15 protein-coding genes and 1 pseudogene are annotated in these 19,006 nt (G+C 57.1%); 4 read left to right on the forward strand and 12 right to left on the reverse strand.

Translation table 11 applies throughout. From position 1 onward, the window contains the following. Positions 1 to 93: 93 nt before the first annotated feature. From ACIP8I_RS01660 to ACIP8I_RS01690, 7 genes are all read right to left on the reverse strand, one after another. A complete protein-coding gene (locus ACIP8I_RS01660; RefSeq protein ID WP_400758176.1) occupies positions 94 to 1,149 on the reverse strand; it encodes a tetratricopeptide repeat protein in 1,056 nt (351 codons plus the stop codon). A gap of 265 nt (positions 1,150 to 1,414) precedes the next feature. Beyond that, positions 1,415 to 2,836 (reverse strand): efflux transporter outer membrane subunit, encoded by a 1,422-nt coding sequence (locus tag ACIP8I_RS01665; RefSeq protein ID WP_400758178.1) that lies wholly within the window; start codon positions 2,834 to 2,836, stop codon positions 1,415 to 1,417. Beyond that, entirely contained in the window at positions 2,836 to 6,024 is a 3,189-nt protein-coding gene (locus ACIP8I_RS01670) for an efflux RND transporter permease subunit (RefSeq protein WP_123586431.1), read from the reverse strand. The genes ACIP8I_RS01665 and ACIP8I_RS01670 overlap by 1 nt, the downstream gene beginning before the upstream one ends. Positions 6,025 to 6,039: 15 nt before the next feature. After that, positions 6,040 to 7,293, reverse strand: a complete 1,254-nt coding sequence (mexE, locus tag ACIP8I_RS01675; protein WP_329697987.1) for a multidrug efflux RND transporter periplasmic adaptor subunit MexE — start codon at positions 7,291 to 7,293, stop codon at positions 6,040 to 6,042. Positions 7,294 to 7,566: 273 nt separating this feature from the next. Continuing rightward, positions 7,567 to 8,019, reverse strand: a complete 453-nt coding sequence (locus ACIP8I_RS01680) for a DUF805 domain-containing protein (protein ID WP_400758180.1) — start codon at positions 8,017 to 8,019, stop codon at positions 7,567 to 7,569. A 15-nt stretch (positions 8,020 to 8,034) separates the two neighbouring features. Then, positions 8,035 to 8,382, reverse strand: coding sequence for a hypothetical protein (locus tag ACIP8I_RS01685; protein ID WP_007963547.1), 348 nt, complete (start codon positions 8,380 to 8,382; stop codon positions 8,035 to 8,037). Between the two features lie 166 nt (positions 8,383 to 8,548). Next, positions 8,549 to 9,475: an HTH-type transcriptional regulator ArgP gene (locus ACIP8I_RS01690; protein WP_400758182.1), complete on the reverse strand. Its 927-nt coding sequence runs from the start codon at positions 9,473 to 9,475 to the stop codon at positions 8,549 to 8,551. A 332-nt stretch (positions 9,476 to 9,807) separates the two neighbouring features. Between ACIP8I_RS01690 and ACIP8I_RS01695 the strand changes: the two genes are divergently transcribed. Continuing rightward, complete coding sequence (locus ACIP8I_RS01695; RefSeq protein WP_400758184.1) at positions 9,808 to 10,986, forward strand: sugar transporter; 1,179 nt, start codon at positions 9,808 to 9,810, stop codon at positions 10,984 to 10,986. A gap of 665 nt (positions 10,987 to 11,651) precedes the next feature. Here the strand turns inward: ACIP8I_RS01695 and ACIP8I_RS01700 are convergent. The 3 genes from ACIP8I_RS01700 to ACIP8I_RS01710 form a co-directional block, all read right to left on the reverse strand. After that, positions 11,652 to 12,008, reverse strand: a complete 357-nt coding sequence (locus ACIP8I_RS01700; RefSeq protein WP_400758186.1) for a type II toxin-antitoxin system RelE/ParE family toxin — start codon at positions 12,006 to 12,008, stop codon at positions 11,652 to 11,654. Between the two features lie 2 nt (positions 12,009 to 12,010). Then, positions 12,011 to 12,301, reverse strand: coding sequence for a type II toxin-antitoxin system ParD family antitoxin (locus ACIP8I_RS01705; RefSeq protein ID WP_400758188.1), 291 nt, complete (start codon positions 12,299 to 12,301; stop codon positions 12,011 to 12,013). A 160-nt stretch (positions 12,302 to 12,461) separates the two neighbouring features. Further along, entirely contained in the window at positions 12,462 to 12,734 is a 273-nt protein-coding gene (locus tag ACIP8I_RS01710; RefSeq protein WP_400758555.1) for a hypothetical protein, read from the reverse strand. Between the two features lie 241 nt (positions 12,735 to 12,975). Between ACIP8I_RS01710 and ACIP8I_RS01715 the strand changes: the two genes are divergently transcribed. The 3 genes and pseudogenes from ACIP8I_RS01715 to ACIP8I_RS01725 form a co-directional block, all read left to right on the forward strand. Continuing rightward, positions 12,976 to 14,040, forward strand: coding sequence for a DUF6516 family protein (locus tag ACIP8I_RS01715; protein WP_400758190.1), 1,065 nt, complete (start codon positions 12,976 to 12,978; stop codon positions 14,038 to 14,040). A gap of 555 nt (positions 14,041 to 14,595) precedes the next feature. Continuing rightward, a complete protein-coding gene (locus ACIP8I_RS01720; protein WP_400758192.1) occupies positions 14,596 to 14,883 on the forward strand; it encodes a hypothetical protein in 288 nt (95 codons plus the stop codon). A gap of 318 nt (positions 14,884 to 15,201) precedes the next feature. Further along, positions 15,202 to 15,333: pseudogene (locus ACIP8I_RS01725) on the forward strand (transposase domain-containing protein); the annotation flags it as partial. 116 nt (positions 15,334 to 15,449) lie between these two features. Here the strand turns inward: ACIP8I_RS01725 and ACIP8I_RS01730 are convergent. Both ACIP8I_RS01730 and ACIP8I_RS01735 read right to left on the reverse strand, forming a co-directional pair. Beyond that, a complete protein-coding gene (locus ACIP8I_RS01730; RefSeq protein ID WP_400758194.1) occupies positions 15,450 to 16,817 on the reverse strand; it encodes a DNA-processing protein DprA in 1,368 nt (455 codons plus the stop codon). Then, complete coding sequence (locus tag ACIP8I_RS01735) at positions 16,814 to 18,910, reverse strand: RecQ family ATP-dependent DNA helicase (protein ID WP_400758196.1); 2,097 nt, start codon at positions 18,908 to 18,910, stop codon at positions 16,814 to 16,816. Before ACIP8I_RS01735 ends, ACIP8I_RS01730 begins: the two co-directional genes overlap by 4 nt. Between the last annotated feature and the right edge of the window lie 96 nt (positions 18,911 to 19,006).

A 19,006-nucleotide genomic window follows, 5' to 3' on the forward strand; every position in this document is an offset into this window, starting at 1 on the left:
GCCGTTGTGCTCTACCTGATTACTTGACCGCTGCCAGTCATGACGGTTCCGATGTTTCGATATCAAAATGTCATTGAATCAGCGGGTAAAGGCTCAGAGTCCCTGCTGTAACGCCGGGTCATCAGGGTTCATCTGTTCCAGTTGCGCGAGCAGAATCTGCACGTTCTGCAACTGGCCGCTTTCCTTCCAGTAATTGATCAGCAGCACTCGCGCCTTGCGGTCGGCTGGGTGACGCTGGACGACTTCCTGCAACTGCTTTTGCGCCGCTTCCAGCTCTTCGGCAGCGTGCAGGGTGGTGGCGAGGTCGTAGCGGTAATCCTTGTTGTCCGGCTCCAGCTCCACCGCTTTGGACAAGCCGAGCAGGGCGAATTCACGCTGGCCGTGGTGCAACAGCCACAGTCCGAGCGCGTGTTGCAGGTAGGCGGAATCCGGTTGCGCCTGCAACTGTTTGGCGAGCAACTGGCGGGCAGCGTCGCTCTGACCCTGGCGGTCGAGGACATCGATCTGCATCACCAGTGCCGGCAGGTTGCCCGGTTCCAGCCGCAGGGTGTTGTCCAGCGCTTGTTGGGCCTGTTTGAGTTCGGCGTTGTGCAGATACAGGCGTGCCAGCTGCGCATAGGTGGCAGCGCTTTCCGGCTGACCCTTGAGCGCTTGTTCCCAGCCATCGATGGCTTGCTGCAGCGGGGCGAAATACAGACCGAGTTCATCCGGCGTCAGGCCGAGCAGGGCGTTGATCGCGGCGAATCGTACGCTTTGGTCTTCATCCTCGAGCATCGGCCCGAGCAACAGACTGCGTTGTCCGCCGGGCACCAGTCCGACCACACTTTGAATCGCCGCCAGCCGTACTTCGGGGGCTTCATTCTGCAGGTGAGCGTCGGCCAGTTTCAGCGCTTGCGGGCTTGGATAGTTGGGCAGCTCGGCCAGCAGCCAGACACTGCGCTTGACCGACAGGTCCGGGCGACCCAATTGCTGATACAACTGCCGCGCGGCTCCCGGCTGACCGGAACGGGCCGCCGTCAGGGCTTCGCTGTAGCCGCGCTTGATCGCTTCTGGCACCACTGGGGCGGTGGAGCGCAGCGATAACCAGGCAATGACGACAAGCAGCACAAGGCCAAGGCTGATGAGCAGGTAGCGGCGGGACTGAGGCATGCAGATTTCCGTGAACTGGCGTTCTATAGCAGAGGGGCAAGCTTCGGTCAGAGAAGGCCATGAGTCAAACCCGTGCTTGCGAATAGACCTGTAGGAGCTGCCGCAGGCTGCGATCTTTTGATCTTGTTTTTTAAAAGCAACATCAAAAGATCGCAGCCTGCGGCAGCTCCTACAGGGGCGGGCATAAAAAAGCCCCGCGACCGAATGATACGCGGGGCAAAAAATTGGTTGGTTGCGGCCAACCAAAGGAGCTCTGTAGAGACGCTTACTTGCTGGCGACGGTTTCCGGCTGCCAGCCACCACCCAAGGCCTTGTAGATCGCGACGATGCCGCGATACAAATCAACCTCGGCCTGGGCCTGGCTGTCTTCGGCGTTCAGGCGTTCGCGCTGGGCGTCGAGCAGCACGAGGAAATCGGTGGTGCCTTCGCGGTAGCGGATTTCCGCGAGATCGGCAGCCTTACGGCTCGATTCACTCTGGCGAATCAGCGAGATCAGCCGTTGCTGACGCTTGCCGTAATCGCTGAAGGCATTTTCCGATTCTTCCAGCGCCAGCAAAACCTGTTGCTCGTAGGTGGCGAGTGCGCCTTCGGCGTCGGCATCGGCGCCGCGCAGACGCGCGCGCACGCTGCCCAGATCGAACGCCGCCCAGGTAATGCTCGGGCCGAGTGCCCAGGCGTTGGCCGCCGAGGAACCGATCTGCGAACCGCGCCCGGCCGTCCAGCCGAGGAACCCGCTGAGGCTGACCCGTGGGAACAGATCAGCTTTCGCCACGCCGATCCGCGCGGTGGCCGAGGCCAGTTTGCGCTCGGCGCTGAGGATGTCCGGCCGGCGTTGCAGCAGCTCACCCGGATCACCGATCGGCAAGGCTTTGGCGATTGCCGGCAAGTCTTTCGGGCTCAGATCCACGGTCAGCTTGTCCGGACGCTCACCGAGCAGGGTAGCGATACGGTTTTTCTGCCGAACCTGTTCGGCCTGCAATTGCGGCACGCTGGCTTCGACCGAGGCCAGACGCGCATCGGCCCGTTCGACGTCGAGCTGATCGCCAACGCCGGCGTCACGCAGGCTGATGGTGATCTTGCGTGACTCCTGCTGGTTTTCCAGGTTGGCCACGGCGATCTTCTCGCGCAATTGCGCACCGCGCAGTTGACCGTAGGCGTCCACCAGTTCGGCAATCATGGTGACTTGCAGTTGGTACAGATCGGCTTCGGCCGCTTGCTGGTCGGCGTCGCTGGCTTCCAGATTGCGCTGGATCCGGCCGAACAGATCGAGTTCCCAGGCCATGTCCAGACCCAGATCGTAGCGTTCGCTATTGACCCGTTTGGTGGTCTGGCCGGGGATTTGTCCCTTGGCCAGATCACTGCTGGCGCGGCTGGTGATGGTCGGCATCGCATCGTTGCTGACGTCGTCGCGGATCGCCCGGGCGGCTTTCCAGCGGGCAAACGCCACGCGCAGTTGACGGTTGCCTTGCAGCGATTGAGTGACCAACTGGTTGAGGGTCGGGTCGTCGAATTGCTGCCACCAGATGCCTTCGAATTTCGAACGGTCAAAGTTCTTCTGACCGGCAGCGCCGTCGGTGGCGGTCGTAATGTTGGCCGCCTCCGTCGCCGGGGTCTTGTAGTCAGGGCCGACGGCGCAGGCGTTCAACGCCAGCACCAGCAGACTCGGCAGGAAGACTTTCAGACTCATTATTGCGCCTCCAGTGGCTTTTGCAGAGCGTGCGCCTTGGCCGCTTTGCGGGCTTCGCCGCGCTCGACGAAATTACGGATCAACACGTAGAACACTGGCGTCAGCAGCAACCCGAAGAAGGTCACCCCGAGCATCCCGGAGAACACCGCCACACCCATGGCGTGACGCATCTCGGCACCGGCACCGCTGGAGAACACCAGTGGCACCACACCCATGATGAACGCGAAGGAGGTCATCAGGATCGGCCGCAGACGCAGGCGGCAGGCTTCCAGTACCGCTGCCAGCGGGTCGAGGCCTTCCAGCTGTTTATCCTTGGCGAACTCGACGATCAGAATCGCGTTCTTGCACGCCAGGCCCACCAGTACGATCAGGCCGATCTGGGTGAAGATGTTGTTGTCGCCGCCGGAGACAATCACCCCGGTGATGGCCGACAGCAAGGTCATCGGTACGATCAGGATCACCGCCAGTGGCAGGCTCCAGCTTTCGTATTGAGCGGCGAGCACCAGGAACGCCAGCAGTACGCAGAGCGGGAACACGAACAGCGCAGTGTTGCCGGACAGAATCTGCTGGTAGGTCAGGTCGGTCCACTCGTAGGTCATGCCGTTTGGCAGTTCATCTTTAAGCAGTTTCTCGATGGCTTTTTCGGCCTGGCCGGAGCTGTAGCCGGGGGCTGCCGCACCGTTGATTTCCGCAGTGATGAAACCGTTGTAGTGCATCACGCGATCCGGACCCGAGGTGTCGCTGACCTTGATGAAGGTCGCCAGCGGGATCATTTCGCCCTTGTTGTTGCGTACTTTCAGCTGGCCGATCTGGTCGGATTCGAGGCGGAACTGTTGCTCAGCCTGAACGTTGACCTGATAGGTACGCCCGAAGCGGTTGAAGTCGTTGGCATACAGCGAACCCAGATAAATCTGCAGGGTGTCGAAGATGTCGCTGACGGCCACGCCGTGGGTCTTGGCTTTTTCGCGGTCGATGGCGGCATCGACCTGCGGCACGTTCACGGTGTAGCTGGTGAAAAGCCCCGCAAGCTCAGGCACGCTGTGGCTTTTGGTGATGATGTTCATCGTCTCTTTGTACAGCTCGTCGTAGCCCAGGTTGCCGCGGTCTTCGATTTGCAGGCGGAACCCGCCAATGGTGCCCAGACCTTGTACTGGCGGTGGCGGGAAGATCGCCATGTACGCTTCCTGGATGTTCGCGTACTGACCGTTCAAGGCCCCGGCGATGGCGCCGGCGGACATGCTCGGGTCTTTACGTTCGTCGAACGGTTTCAGGGTCACGAACACGATGCCGGCGTTCGGGCTGTTGGTGAAGCCGTTGATCGACAGACCGGGGAACGCTACGGCACTTTCCACACCCGGCTGTTTCAGCGCCAGGTCGGACATACGCTTGATCACGTCTTCGGTGCGATCCAGGCTCGCGGCGTCCGGCAATTGCGCGAAGGCCACCAGGTATTGCTTGTCCTGGCCGGGTACGAAACCGGTCGGGGTGCTGGAGAAGCCGAAGAACGTCAGCACCATCAGGCCTGCATACAACAGCAGGGCGATGCCGCTGCCACGGATGACCCGGCGCACAGTACCGACGTAACCGTGGCTGGCCTTTTCAAAGAAGCGGTTGAACGGACGGAACAGCCAGCCACCAAAGATTTTGTCGAGCACTTTGGAGAAGCGGTCTTTCGGCGCGTCATGGCTTTTCAGCAACACGGCAGCCAGTGCCGGCGACAGGGTCAGCGAGTTGAACGCGGAGATCACGGTCGAAATCGCAATGGTCAATGCAAACTGCTTGTAGAACTGCCCGGTGAGGCCGGAGATGAACGCCGCCGGTACAAACACCGCACACAGCACCAGCGCTGTTGCGATAATCGGGCCGGTCACTTCACCCATGGCTTTTTTGGTCGCATCGAACGGGTTGAGCCCCAGTTCAATGTTGCGCTCGACGTTCTCCACCACCACGATGGCGTCGTCCACCACGATACCGATCGCCAGTACCAGGCCGAACAGCGACAGCGCGTTGAGCGAGAAGCCGAACAGGTGCATCACCGCAAACGTACCGATCAACGATACCGGCACCGCCACCAACGGAATGATCGAGGCGCGCCAGGTCTGCAGGAACAGGATCACCACCAGCACCACGAGGATCAGCGCTTCGAAGAGGGTGTGAACCACCGCTTCGATCGAGCCGCGCACGAAGATCGTCGGGTCATAGACGATGCTGTAGTCCATGCCTTGCGGGAAGCCTTTCTTCAGCTCTTCCATCTTGCCGCGAACTTCGTTCGAGATATCGATGGCGTTCGAGCCTGGACGCTGGAAGATCGGGATCGCCACCGCTGGCTGGTTGTTCAGCAGCGAACGCAGGGCGTACTGGCTGGAACCGAGTTCAACGCGTGCGATGTCCTTGAGGCGAGTGATTTCACCGTTGTCGCCGGAGCGAATGATGATGTTCTCGAACTCTTCTTCAGAAACCAGACGGCCCTGAGTGTTGACCGACAGCTGGAAGCTCTGGGCATTCGGGGCAGGGGGTGCACCGAGTTGGCCGGCAGCGACCTGACGGTTCTGCTCACGAATCGCGGTCACCACATCGGTCGCGGTCAGATTGCGCGAAGCGGTCTTGTTCGGATCGAGCCAGACCCGCAGCGAGTAGTCGCCCATGCCGAACAGCTGCACGTCACCGACACCGCCCAGACGCGCCAGCTCATCCTTGATGTTGAGGATCGCGTAGTTGGACAGGTAGAGCATGTCGTAACGTTTGTCCGGCGAGGTCAAGTGCACAACCATGGTCAGGTCGGGCGAGGCCTTGTCGACGGTGATACCGATGCGCGTCACTTCTTCGGGAAGTTTCGGCTCGGTCCGGGTCACCCGGTTTTGCACCTGCACCTGCGCGTTGTCCAGGTCAGTGCCCAGGGCGAAGGTGATGGTCAGGGTGATCTTGCCGTCAGCGGTGGACTGCGAGGACATGTACAGCATGTTCTCGACGCCGGTGATGGCTTGCTCCAGCGGAGCGGCCACGGTTTCACCGATGACTTTGGGGTTGGCGCCCGGGAAGTTGGCACGTACCACCACGGTCGGTGGCACGACTTCCGGGTATTCGCTGATCGGCAGCTGGAACAGCGAGATCGCACCGGCGATCAGGATCAACAGCGACAGCACCGCTGCGAAGATCGGCCGTGAAATGAAGAATTGGGAAAAATTCATCGGAGTTGTCGTCCCTTAACCGCGTGGGGTCGCAGCGGCGAGCTTCACAGCCGTACCCTGTGCACCTTTGGCAGGTGCGACTTTGGGCAGGTTGCTGGCTTCCAGCGCTTGACGTTGTTGAGCCAGAGCGGCAATGGTCTGCTCGCTGGCCATCGGGATCACTTCAGGCGTCACCGGCGAACCCGGACGTACCCGTTGCAGACCCTTGACGATGATCGTGTCGTCCTTGTTCAGACCGGTGCGCACGATGCGCAGGCCTTCGATCTTCGGCCCCAGTTCAACCGCGCGATAGGCGGTCTTGTTGTCCGCATCCATCACCAGCACGAACTTCTTGCCCAGATCGGTGCCGACGGCTTCGTCGTTGATCAGCATGGCGTTGTAGGTGCCGCTGCCGACCAGTTTCAGCCGTGCGTACAGGCCCGGGGTGTAGGTGCCGTCGCTGTTGTCGAACACCGCGCGACCACGGATGGTGCCGGTTTTCGGGTTGACCTGGTTGTCGACGAAGTTCATCTGACCGAGGTGCGGGTTGCCGTCCTCGTTGGACAGGCCCATGTACACCGGGGTGGTGGCGCCACGTTGGCCGTTGCGGGCGAGTTGGGTGTATTTGAGGAACACACGCTCGTCGGCGTCGAAGTAGGCGTAGACCTTGTCTGTGGAAACCACGCTGGTCAGCGGAGTGGTGTCGGCGGTCACCAGGTTACCGGCGGTGATCTCGGCACGGCTGACGCGGCCGCTGATCGGCGCGGTAACGCGGGTGAAGCTCAGGTTCAGCTTGGCCAGATCCAGTTGTGCTTGCAGGGCGCCGACGGCGGCGCGGGCTTCCTGGGCGGCGCTGGTGCGCGAGTCGGCCAGCTCGGCGGAGATGGCGTTGCTGGCACGCAGGCGTTCGCCACGCCCGGCTTCGTTTTCACTGCGGGTGGCGTTGGCACGGGATTGAGCAACCAGCGCTTCGAGGCGGCGCACCTCAGCCTGGAATGGACGCGGGTCGATCTGGAACAACAGGTCGCCTTTCTTGACCAGTGCGCCTTCGGTGAAGGCCACCTCGTCGATCTGGCCGGAGACCCGAGGACGGATTTCAACGGTTTCCGGTGCTTCGAGGCGCCCGGTGAATTCGTCCCACTCGTTGACCGGTTGTTCCAGCACCTTGGCCACGCTGACTTTGGCAGCGGGCAGGGTGGCGGCAGTCTCCGGAGTCTTGCCGCAAGCGCTCATCACCAGCACGGCCAACATGGCCAAGGGGAAGCGCAAATGTTTGAGTGACTGTTCCATGGAATCATCCGCCAATGTATTGAAGATGGGCGGATGATGCTCGGCGAGGTGTGATGGCACGAATCGAATGAAGCAAAGGTAACTATCATTCGGAATGATATAAGACCGATTCGAGCCCTCTAGCATGCACCTTTCGTTAGGGTGCTATCAATTGGTTTGATGACAAATGTGTGTTGCGTCACCCGTAAAAATCCAGCGGCGGCTTCAGGTACCGATTGCACAAACAAAGAGACGGCCGTAAAGGCCGTCTCGTTCAACGTGTTGCGGGGTGGCTCAGTTATTGCCTTTGCGGTTCGGCCCGAAACGGTTTGGCCCCGGCTGGCTGTCTTGCGCCAAAAATACCAGGTTGACGATCGGCAGCAGCAACCACCAGCCGCTGCGGTCGGTGTCGTGCATGCGGCGTGCACCGACGGCAATGCTCGGCAGAAACATCGCCAGGTTGTACAGGTTGTAGAGCACACCCTTGGTGTTGAGCATGGCGTCGAGAACGCCCATGAGAATGCAGATGCCCAGGTTGATCAGCACAAACATCCAGTACTCGCGACGGGTGGCGCGGCCTTTGAATTCGGCGTAATTCTTCAGCGCTTCCACGTAAGGATTGCCGGTGGTGATGGCGGGGCCGCTGGCATACGACGGTTGAGCGGCCTGAGGTGCGCCGCACTGTGGGCATGCCACGGCCAGGCTACTAATTTCCTTGGCGCAACCACGGCAGAAAACCAAGCTCATATTTTTTCCCTAAAATTATTCAATCGATAGACAGGACAAAACGAACGCGGCAAGGCCAGACAAAATGATGCCGGCGATCGCGAGGTTTCTTCCTGGGTGTTTTTGGTTGATACAGACGATGCCGCAAGTGAGGCCCGCAAGGCTGAGGATGCCCACACCGACAATCGCATCCCTGTCCCATTCGGAATCATCGAACAGGGTGAGTGCGCTGATAATCCCGAGGATCAATGAAACGATGGCCAGCCAGGGCATTTCGGCTTGCGTTTGCGGCACGCAGGCCTGTTGGGGCGCCCCGCATTGGGGGCAGGTGAGCGCCGTTTCGTGTAGCTCCTTGGCGCAAGCACGACAATAGACCATTGCCATCGTTTTCCTTAACTGAGTGCGAATGCCCGACCCTCCAACGGTCGGGGCGGCGGTAAGTTAAACTTTATTACCGGATTTGTCATTAGCACTTTGCCATCATTGCTGCTGTGGGTACGCGGTTGCGAAAAGACTGAAGGCAATCGGGATTCCCTGCCAACGAGGTCATTTACTTCTTCGGCATGGTCGAACGCTTCACTGGCTCCTTGCTGCTCAAGATACGCCGCGCGGCATGCACCGCCCGCCCGGAGAGCATTTCCATGCGTGGCGATTGCAATTCCCAGGCGTGCCAATAAAGCTCTACATCGGTGAAATGATTCGGCGCGACATCCACCAGCTCCCGACTTTTCAGCAAGTCGCTGACCTGCATGTGCGGCACCATTCCATAACCCAGGCCACGGCGTATGGCTTTCAGACGTGCCTCCGGAAGTGACAGGTAGTGTGTGGGATAGGCGTCTGCGGTAAGACCAAAACGCGACTGCATGAACTCCGACTGCAAGGTGTCCTTGCGCGAATAGGCGAATACCGGCGCCTTGCGTGCAGTCGCGCGTGTCAGGCCCTTGGCAAACCAGCGCTGCTGAAACGCGGGCGATGCGACCAACTGATAGCGCATCGACCCCAGCAACTCGGCAAAACATCCCCGCATAGGCTGTGATCGCGTGCCGATGCAGCCAATGACCTGGCCGCTTTCCAGCAAGGCATAGGTGTGATCCTGATCGTCGACCACGACGTCGAGCAGAATATTCTCGCTGACGAAGATCTCGGCCAGTGCCGGAAAGAACCAAGTGGCCAGCGTGTCGCCATTGACCGCAATCACCACACGCAGGTGATCCTGTTCATCGCCGCTCAGCTCGTTGAGCAGTTCTGCTTCAAGCACGGTTGCACGGCGCAGATAGAGCATCAGTTTTCTACCCGCCAGCGTCGGCTCGCAAGGGCGCCCGCGCACCACAACCGAGCTGCCGAGGCGAACTTCAAGGGCGTGTATGCGTTGCGACACCGCCGACGGTGTCACGTTAAGACGGTCTGCAGCCTTCTCGAAACTGCCGCTGTCGACCACGGCGAGGAACGCCTGCATCTGTTTTGCATCGAGTTGCATGGCCGTCGCTCTGGTTAAGTATTTCTAAGCGTCACTGAAAGATACTGCGATTTTCTTCACTTCAACATGGCGCGGCTCAATCATTACTCTGCGGCCTGATCAATGACTGCATGCGCGTCTAAGGTTACTCGGGCCAGTGAACAAGGCAGCTTGATTGATCAATACCTCGTATGCTTCTACCGCATTGGAGCAGATCAGTGTGGCTTGACCCTCTGATGATGCGTCCCCTGAACGTCGACACATTCGGCAATCGGTATCAAGACACCGACAGATGGGCACAGATCGCTTGCGTACATTCACGCATGATCATCGAAGAGTAATACGACGTTTAAATGAGTGAATCTACGGCGACAAACTCCGGCAACTGGTACGCAGTCATTGCCTTGGCACTGGCGGCTTTCGTGTTCAACACCACCGAATTTGTCCCGGTCGGTCTGTTGAGTTCGATCGGCAGCAGCTTCGACATGTCGACCGCTCAGGTCGGTCTGATGTTGACCATCTATGCGTGGGTGGTGTCTCTGACATCGCTGCCGATCATGCTGCTGACACGTAACGTCGAACGACGGAAATTGCTGATTGTGCTGTTCGGGATGTTTATCGCCAGTCACATCCTGTCGAGTCTGGCGACCAGTTTCGGGGTGCTGCTGGTGAGCCGGATCGGTGTGGCGTTGTCGCATGCGTTGTTCTGGTCGATCACCGCGTCTCTGGCCGTGCGTCTGGCGCCACCGGGCAAACAGGTTCAAGCCTTGGGCTTGCTGGCAACCGGTACTTCGCTGGCGATGGTGCTGGGCATTCCCCTCGGTCGCTTGTTGGGCGAGGCCATGGGCTGGCGCACCACGTTCATCGTGATTGCAGGCTTTGCCGCGGCGCTGGTGTTCTGCCTGGCGAAGGTGCTGCCGCTGCTGCCCAGCCAGAACTCGGGCTCGCTCAAGAGCCTGCCCATATTGCTGAAGCGACCTGCGCTGGTGGCCGTCTATGTTCTGACGGCGCTGGTGGTGACGGCACAGTTCACCGCCTACAGCTACATCGAACCGTTCGTACTGACCGTGGCCAACATGAGCGGCGATGTGGTGACGCTCCTGCTGTTGCTATTCGGCGGTGCCGGTATTTTCGGCTCGTTGCTGTTCAGCTACCTGCACAGCTATAACCCACAGCGCTTTCTGATCATTTGCGTATCGGTGCTCGCCTTGTGCCTGGCTTCGCTGTTGCCGTTGAGCGGAAACGTCTCATACCTCGGCGTGCTGAGTGTGTTCTGGGGCATGGCGATCATGGGCTTCGGTCTGGCGTTGCAGTCGAAAGTCCTGGTGTTGGCGCCGGACGCCACCGACGTGGCGATGGCGCTGTTTTCAGGCATCTACAACATCGGTATCGGCGGCGGGGCACTGGTGGGGAGTTGGGTCGGCAGTCAGTTTGGTTTTGCTTACATCGGGGTGGTTGGCGGGATGCTGGCGGCAGCGGCGTTGGCGTTTTACTGTTTGTCGATTTATCGCAACGGTCGGGCTGGGGTTTGATGTTTGGCTGCCTGCTTAATGTGCAGGCAGCTCGAGGCTGTCCGGGTCGCCGAAGAGCATTTTGACTGGGCTCTAGCGCGGTAGTTACAGCCTGAAAAAAACGAATTATGCCCCCAGTTATGCCCCTAATTGCGCGTAGTGTTCGAGATATCGCGAATAGCGATTTCTGACACGGACTTGGGTGGCTTTGGCTGGTATTCATTGCGCCTCCGTATACTGGATTAGCAACCCGTATCTGGCAAACCCTTGCTCGTCCGGAAGCGGATATGGGTAATGAGTCGATATCCTTAAGTGGTGTTGTCGGGTCTTTGTCTCAGCACCTATCCTGAAATTGACTCCAGAGATGCTCGTGCTCTGCGTGATGTTGCCAGGGCTCTGGATGCTAGGGGCATTGATCCGCGTGTCCATCGGCAGTTGCAGCGTAATGCGAGGCGCCTAGGCACGGAAAACGCCTATGAAGCGGTTGTTCAGCATTGAAAGCGGTGGGCAAAATTGAACATCGTGTTTCTTGTCGTGGATCTCGATAGTCCGGTCGGGGCCAGAGCATCGTGCTTCAATTGGCCGCCGAATCGGCTGGCAGCGGGGGAGGGGCTCAGGTTGCGATGTAGAGGGGGCGCGTACCTTTGCTGTTCATGGCTGGTTAAACTGTTGGGCCCGGTCGGTGATCAGTCGTTCGGCAAGTGCAACTGCACTTCCATGGCGTCATGAAGGAGTCGGACGACCTCGATCACGCCGTCGTTTGCCACACGATAGAACACTATATGGCGTGGGCTTTTGACCGTCCCATGAAGGTGTTTGGCTTGCTGGCGTGAATAGACGAGGTGATAGCTGCGAAGACCCGGTGCAAGCTCATCGCGCTTGTGGCTGCCAATGCGATTAGGTGTGTCGGCAAGCGCTTGCAGCGCCGCGAGGATCAGCGCCTGGTAGCGCTGTCGTGCTTGATCGCCGAACTGCGTCTGGGAGTGCCGGAGGATGTCGACAATGTCGGTGCGCGCCGGGTTGGAAATCCGACACTGCGGCATGCTCAGTGTTTCTCTCTCGCGGGGAGGGTTGCCTCAAGGCTCAAGCCCTCGAGGTAGTGCTCCAGATCCCCTCCGTTCACCCGAGTAAAGCGCCCGTGCTCAAGATCCATGATGCCGATCGAGGTGGCCTGACGCAGTGCCTCAATTTTGGCGTCGTCTTCGGCGATGCGCTGTTCCAATAGCCGCAAACCTTCCCGCATCACTTCGCTGGCATTCTGATAGCGGCCAGACTGCACCAGGTCATGGATAACCTGTTCCTGGTGAGGGGTGAGCACAACGTTTCGCGTTGCCATAGTGAACTCCAACCTTCGGTAAACACTTTCTTTCGATCATTGGCATATTATGCCATTTTGCTTGTGAACACATGGTGTGAGGTTGGACCTGACGAATTGCGTCGTATGGGGTCATCCTTCGCTCCGAACCGCGTGCTGACCCGACTGCATGCGCACAAAGTCAAAAAAGGCTGTCGCAGGGGGGACGTCGTAGACAGCTTGATTTGTGTGGACCTTGGACCTTCAGTTTGGCCAAGCCTTGTTTAATGTGTCCGGCGTTCTCCCCGATCGTTTGCAGCGCACTGCGGACGTTGTCGCCGGTCTCCGTCGCACCCTGGCGCTCGGCCCTCAAGGTCAACTCCATTACGGCCGTATCTAAGGCGAGCTGGTTTTGGTACAGGCGGTCAAGGATATCAGCTAGATAATATTCAGTAGGCTTTGTTTCAACTCCAATGAAAGAGTTGAAAGCTTAGCAGTGGGGAGGGCGGACGTCCTAAGGCACGCGCTAGGTAAGTGCACGAACTGGCTTGGGGTAGGTGATAACGACCCGAAGCAATCCTTAGGGAAAGTATAGAAAATCCAGAGGCGGTTCATGCGCTGTCGTGCGACGAAGCTCTGTTGATGAAGATGGCTTGTGAAGTCGTCTGGCTGCCCCCATCTTGAGTGCAAGACAATCACAGGCGTGGAATATAACGTTGAAGCTCAACGATGTAATTAAAGACTGTATAACCCTAAAGCTCGATGGCCGCGCGACTGATGGCGCGATACAAGTCTTCGGTGGCAATTTCCTTTCCGAACAAAAACCGGTATTGCCGATTGAGGTTCGGAGCAAGGAAACGCTGTTGTGGATGATGGAAGGGGCAGACGACGTTCATATTTACGTGGTCTCGGGAGTCTTTCATTTCAACGCCCTCTACAAACCGGCCGACAGGTTTCCTGCGGCGAGAATTTATTACCTAAAGACCGGAAACTTGCTCGACGTCGGCATCATTGGGGTATTTCTTGAGAGAAACGGATTTACCCTCAAACCGATCAACGACGCTGGTTTTTCCAAGGTTATCGAAGATCGTGACTATCCTCAGCGCTTCAGCAACTGGCGCCAGGAGCGCGACAGTGAGACCAGCTCATTTGAAGGGCTTTTTAAGGGTCGTCGCAAAAATACGGCGGTGGACGGAGCGATCTGGCTTTCGTCCAATGGCAAGTGTTTGGTGTGCGGAGCAGAAACAGACCGGGTGTCAACGACCACGGTACAGGGAGGCGCAGGTCTGTTGATCGGATTGCAACTTTGCTCGACACATGAAGCAGAGGCGCAAGAGCAATCAACGTTGCTGAACTACGTCGCTAAGCATCTGGGTGGGATGGTGATGTTCGACAATTTTCAGCAAGTAAGCGTGAGTGAGGCACTGGAACTGGCGTGCGAAGTCCTCAAAACGGAACTCGACTGCACTGTTGAGAAAGTGCAGGACCAAGCCATCACGGCCCGAAGGCCTTCCGGGGTGGCCGTTATCGTCAGGTACGTATCGCCCATGAATTACGCTTACAACGTTCAAGCGCCTGACGGAACGAATTTGTCGCGAGTCGACTCGGCGAACCATCATAAGGTGCCCTACGGCCCAGACCATCTCCATCCTGACCTGAGAAAGTCCAAGAAGAAGATCGTCGAGTCGAGCTTTACCTATGGGAACGTTGGGATGGATGTGAAGCTGATCAGAAAGATGATCCTGGACGCCGAATCTAAATTGATGGTTTTGAGCGAATGATCTGTACGTTGGCCTCGCGCGCGAATCAAGCAGCATTTTGATCGCCGTCAGCGAACGGTCAGCGAATTCGAGCAGACTACGGGCGGGGTAGGTCGGACTCCGATCGAACCTTGATTTTACCCCGATTTCCCGTGGAGGAAAGCTTCCAATCACTGTTTGAGCGCCCGAGGGTTCAGTTACAGAAGCGCTCCGCCGCGGGACTAAATGAGCGAATTTCCGGCTGTCAGTATTCTTACACGAGCGCCTGTAGGCTTGGGTATGGGGGCCAGATGCAAGCGTCCGCATTCGCCCCCAAAGCGGACGGTTGCGAAATGCAGAAATTGTCCGTCACCAGAAGTTATTGCCTACTCATGACATAAGCGGATACAAGATTTAGGGCTGGTTCGACACGAAACGAGGCTTTCTTACGCTAGCAGTGGCAATCTTCTACTTTCGGAGTGTTGCAGTCGGACTACAAGCGGCTTACTTTCAAACAGGCAAGATGCTTCACCAAGAGTTGAGGATTTTCCATACATCGGTTTTTGGTATATTGGACCACTTAGAAGGAGTTAGCTTGTGGCTATTAAGCTCAAACGCAGTAATTTGCAAGAAGAAAAATACACCTATACTTGGAAGCGTGACAACGGTGATGGCAAATACATCGGCCCCGCCGATAGAAACAAAGTCGACAAGGATGAAGGTTACGAGGTTTTGGAGTTTATCGAGAACCTGATGAATGCCCACTCTAAGACTACGTTGGCTCAAGTGCATGCTGCCGAAGACGCTTTGCATAAACCCTTGCTGAGTAAAGTCGTGTTACGCACAGAGCTTAATGCGGCGGTGAAAAAAGCGCTGGGCTGGTAAGCAGCGCGTTGGGGCGCCAATCGAATCGGCGTCCCGACGTTTCAAAGAAGTCCTCAAGTGTTCTATTAGCCAACCTTAGCTACGGCGATAGTAATGGCGCCACGCTCTGCTAATCCAAGCCACAGCGATGATAGGCATTAGCGGTAGCATCAGCGCTGGCCAATTAACAGGCGCGACACACATCAGCATCGTGGCACACGTGTGAAAATTCCTAAGCCCATCTACAGCGTAAATAGCTCAAGATGGTACTGTCGAAATCCTTCACCACGGATGATCCGAAGTACCTGCGCATCGCTTATCAGTGCACCGGCAAGTGGCACCGTCAAGGTCAACGGCCAGGAGCCCTATACGTGGTTGCGCCATGTACTTGGGCGACTGTCGCAGACTTCGTCGGTTGAAGATTATGAAGTCTTGCTGCCGTGGAACTGCTCGCCGGAGATGTCACGGTAAACCGTTAACCCACTGTTGAGCAGGTGGGAATTATGGATCGCCCAACAAGCTGCCGGATTAACACGACAGCCACATAATAGAATGGCTTGTTTTGCGATCTGGTGGTAAGCACCCGATCAATCCAGGTTGAATCCCATCTGTCCATCGGTTACCTGGTATGAGTTCTCACCGGTGCTGATCTCAGATTCCCAATGTTCTAGCGACTGGAAGCGCACAGGGTTCGTCAGCTTTTGAATCCGACCCTCAGCAACTGATTGCTTGAGCCAATCAATGATCTGTTTCTTGGATATGCCCCAGCGCTCGTTCAGCTCTTCTGCAGTTGCTGGGCTATCAAGGTATGCCATTTTTTTCAGGAAGAATTGATAAAAACTCAGCTCGCCAAGGGCGGTTGCTTGAGGTGAAGTCGAGTTCAAATTCTGACTGCTCGTAACTTTAATCTTGGAGAGTTGCTTTGGCGCGTCTTCTCCAGTGGTATCTGGTCTGAGGGGGGCTTTTTTCGAGTTCAAAACTTCATGGCCAGCAAGTGCTAACCCGGAAACCTGATCTGGTTCAGGTTCAGGCTTGACTTGAGCACTCAGGCTATGCACGTCCACATTGGCCGCTGCTGATTCCAGCCATTGCGCGCCTTCCGACACCAACGCGTAATTCCCAGAGTCCGGGTTTACATCCTGCTTAACCCACAAGGGTACCCACGCTTTTTTCAGGTTTTCGATGGCACCGTTCCAAGTTCCGCCTTTGGTTTCAGAGCGAACTACCACTGCAGCCTGGCTCAGACAGTAAATGTACTTGTTCCGGGCCATTGCGTTGCCGGCGTTGAATCCTGCCTCGGGAAAAAATGGTGAGACCAGCACTAGCTTGTTGTTCATCAACCCATTGCGCCATTTGCTGGCTAACGTTGCTGTCAGAAGGCTATCAGCCATAATGCCGATGACTGTTCCTTCCTGTTTCAATCCGCCCTGCATCGCAGCCTCATCAACGCCCCGTGCGCCACCTGATACCACGGACATGCCGGCCATTGCGATGCGCTCTCCGAGAGAGGAGGCGTAAGCAAGGTCGGCATCATCCGCCTTGCGTGCACCGACGACACCAATTCCACGTTGATTCAGCAGTAACGGATTTCCGCAACCGAAAAGTACCGGTGGCGCACTGTTGCGTAGGTGATGCTTGAGCGCCTTGGGATAGTCAGCGTCAGACCGAGTCAGCACCCACAATCCAGCCCGGGTCCACTTCTCCAGCGCCAGGGCCAGAGCATGGCCGCGCTCAAGCAATTGCTCAACGCGGTGCAGGGATATCTTGTCATCCTGCCACCCCTCAAGCACCGCGTGTGGCTCAGCCGTCACCAAGTCTGCTGGCGTCTTCCCCTGAGCATTGAGCCATTGGGCAAATCGGCCCCATTCCGTTGGGGAGAGCGGTTTGGCACCACCTGCAGATTTTGAGAAGTAAGACGTCAACAGGAGGATTGACTGAGTATTGGTATTTATCATGCGTTGCTTGCCGTAGATGAGATTGCCAGCGGAAAGACGTGGTCGCTGCCCGCTTGTTTGAGCAGTGCAGCAATGACGGTCATCGTCCAGCCTGAGTCGATCATGTCATCAACCAGCAGCACCGGCCCAGCGGGAATGTTCGCGTTGACGGCGAACACACCGTCTAGGTTACGGCACTGGTGGAAGCGATTGTTCTGCCACTTCTGTGGCTCGTTTTCTCTCACCTTAATTACACAGTTGACGAAGGGAATTCCTAATGCATTCGCCAAGCGCTGAGCAAAGTCAGGTACCAACATTGGATGCCCTAGGGACGGCACGCAGCACAACCAGGTAGGACCGGGATTTGGCTGCCAGCGCGACCGGATCATTTCCGCCATGGCTGTAACCAGAGCATCGTCAAAGTAGCCACGCTCCTTACCGTCAGCCGCTAGTTCTCCCCAGCCTCCATCACGCCACTGCGACAGTACTCGACCTTCGGCCGCCTGAAGGTTGGGAGGGAGGTTGGTTGGGAAACCGTAGAGCTCAAAGCCTCCCTTGGCGATCTGCTTTCTGGGCTTTATCGGAAATTCGGCCTGGCGAATAAAGGTCGCCGCTTGATGTACCAATCTGGGGTCTACCTTACTTGATACCAGCTCTCTGGTCAGGCAGCGCTCGCATTTCCCGCAAGCATCATTTTCCGGATCATCCAATGCGTGTCGTAGGAACGCCATCAGGCAACTTGGTTCATTCAAGTATGCTTGAACCTGTTGCCATTCATGCTCGCGCAGCTCGGTAAGCCTGTTGATACGGTTTTCATCCAATTCGTAATGGATTGGAGTGCGTAGCCACTTACTTTCGTGTTTGATGAGCGGCGCTGGGCTTTCGACACTCAGAAACTTGAGGATTTTTTCTATCTGACCATGGGAAAGGTTGCTGTGCTCTTCCAGCTCACGAATCGTTAGCCCATTGGACTTATCCAAGACCCGGAGTAAATGATTGACTTGCTTAGCAGGCGGGAAAGCTGCACGTCGGAAAAACGCATGAATTTGCTCGTCTTCCTCCCCCGACATGAGCAGGCCCAGAGAGTAATCGATGGCCCGTCCTGCCCGGCCGACCTGCTGGTAGTACGCAACAATTGAGCTCGGTGCTTGATAGTGAATGACGAAGCCCAGATCGGGCTTGTCGTAGCCCATACCTAGGGCAGTGGTCGCCACCAGCACCGTGAGGTTGTTTGCAAGCAGTTCGTCTTCCAGATGCTGTCGATATTGATCGCTAGTGCCAAAGTTAGGGTGGGCTACCTCACTGTGATAGGCTGCAGCATTGATTCCATTAGCACGAAGCCAGCGGGCGACTTGCTCACTGTCGCGTTGGGTGAGCGCATAAATGATGCCCGTACCCTGTAAGGTCGGGATGGTTTGGGCTAGCCAAGCCAAGCGGCTAGCTTGATCCGGCATGACCAAATTTTGTAACGACAGACTTTCACGTGTCAGAGGGCCACGGACGATCTGGATATCTCCAAACTGGGCCCGGATATCGTTTACCACCCGCGTGTTTGCAGTCGCAGTAGTGCCCAAAAGAGGCGTGTTGTCCGGCAGGAAGCGAAGAATATTGACGATACGGCGGTAATCGGGCCGGAAATCATGCCCCCAGTCAGAAATACAGTGCGCCTCGTCGATGACCATCAAACCGATACGATCCGCAATGGGCTGCAGAATTGCTTCCATAAAATCGTCGTTTGCCAGTCGTTCTGGCGAGATCAACAAGCAATCCACCCGGTTGGCTAGTACGTCCTGGCGGGCCTGTTCCCATTGCTGAGTATTGGTGGAGTTGATGGTCACGGCATTTATGCCGATCCGCCGAGCGGCCTCAATCTGGTTGCGCATTAAAGCCAGCAATGGCGAGATGATGATGGTTGGACCTTGTCCTCGATCCCGCAGTATCCGGGTACTGATGAAGTAAACAGAGCTCTTGCCCCAGCCGGTACGTTGAACGACCAACATTTTCTGGCGTTGGTTGACCAAGGCATTGATCGCCTCCCACTGGCCGTCCCTGAACGTAGCAGTTTGATTATTGATGGCGACTTTTAACAGCTTCTCAGCATCGTCCCGTTGCATAAATTAATTCCTTTTCATTATTCCTTCCCAAGATATGGTTTCCTGGGGCAGGGGAGAGCTTTCATTACGATTAGGTGGAATTTCGCTACGCCACTT

The organism is Pseudomonas sp. NPDC088414, assembly GCF_044753325.1.
GTDB lineage: Bacteria > Pseudomonadota > Gammaproteobacteria > Pseudomonadales > Pseudomonadaceae > Aquipseudomonas.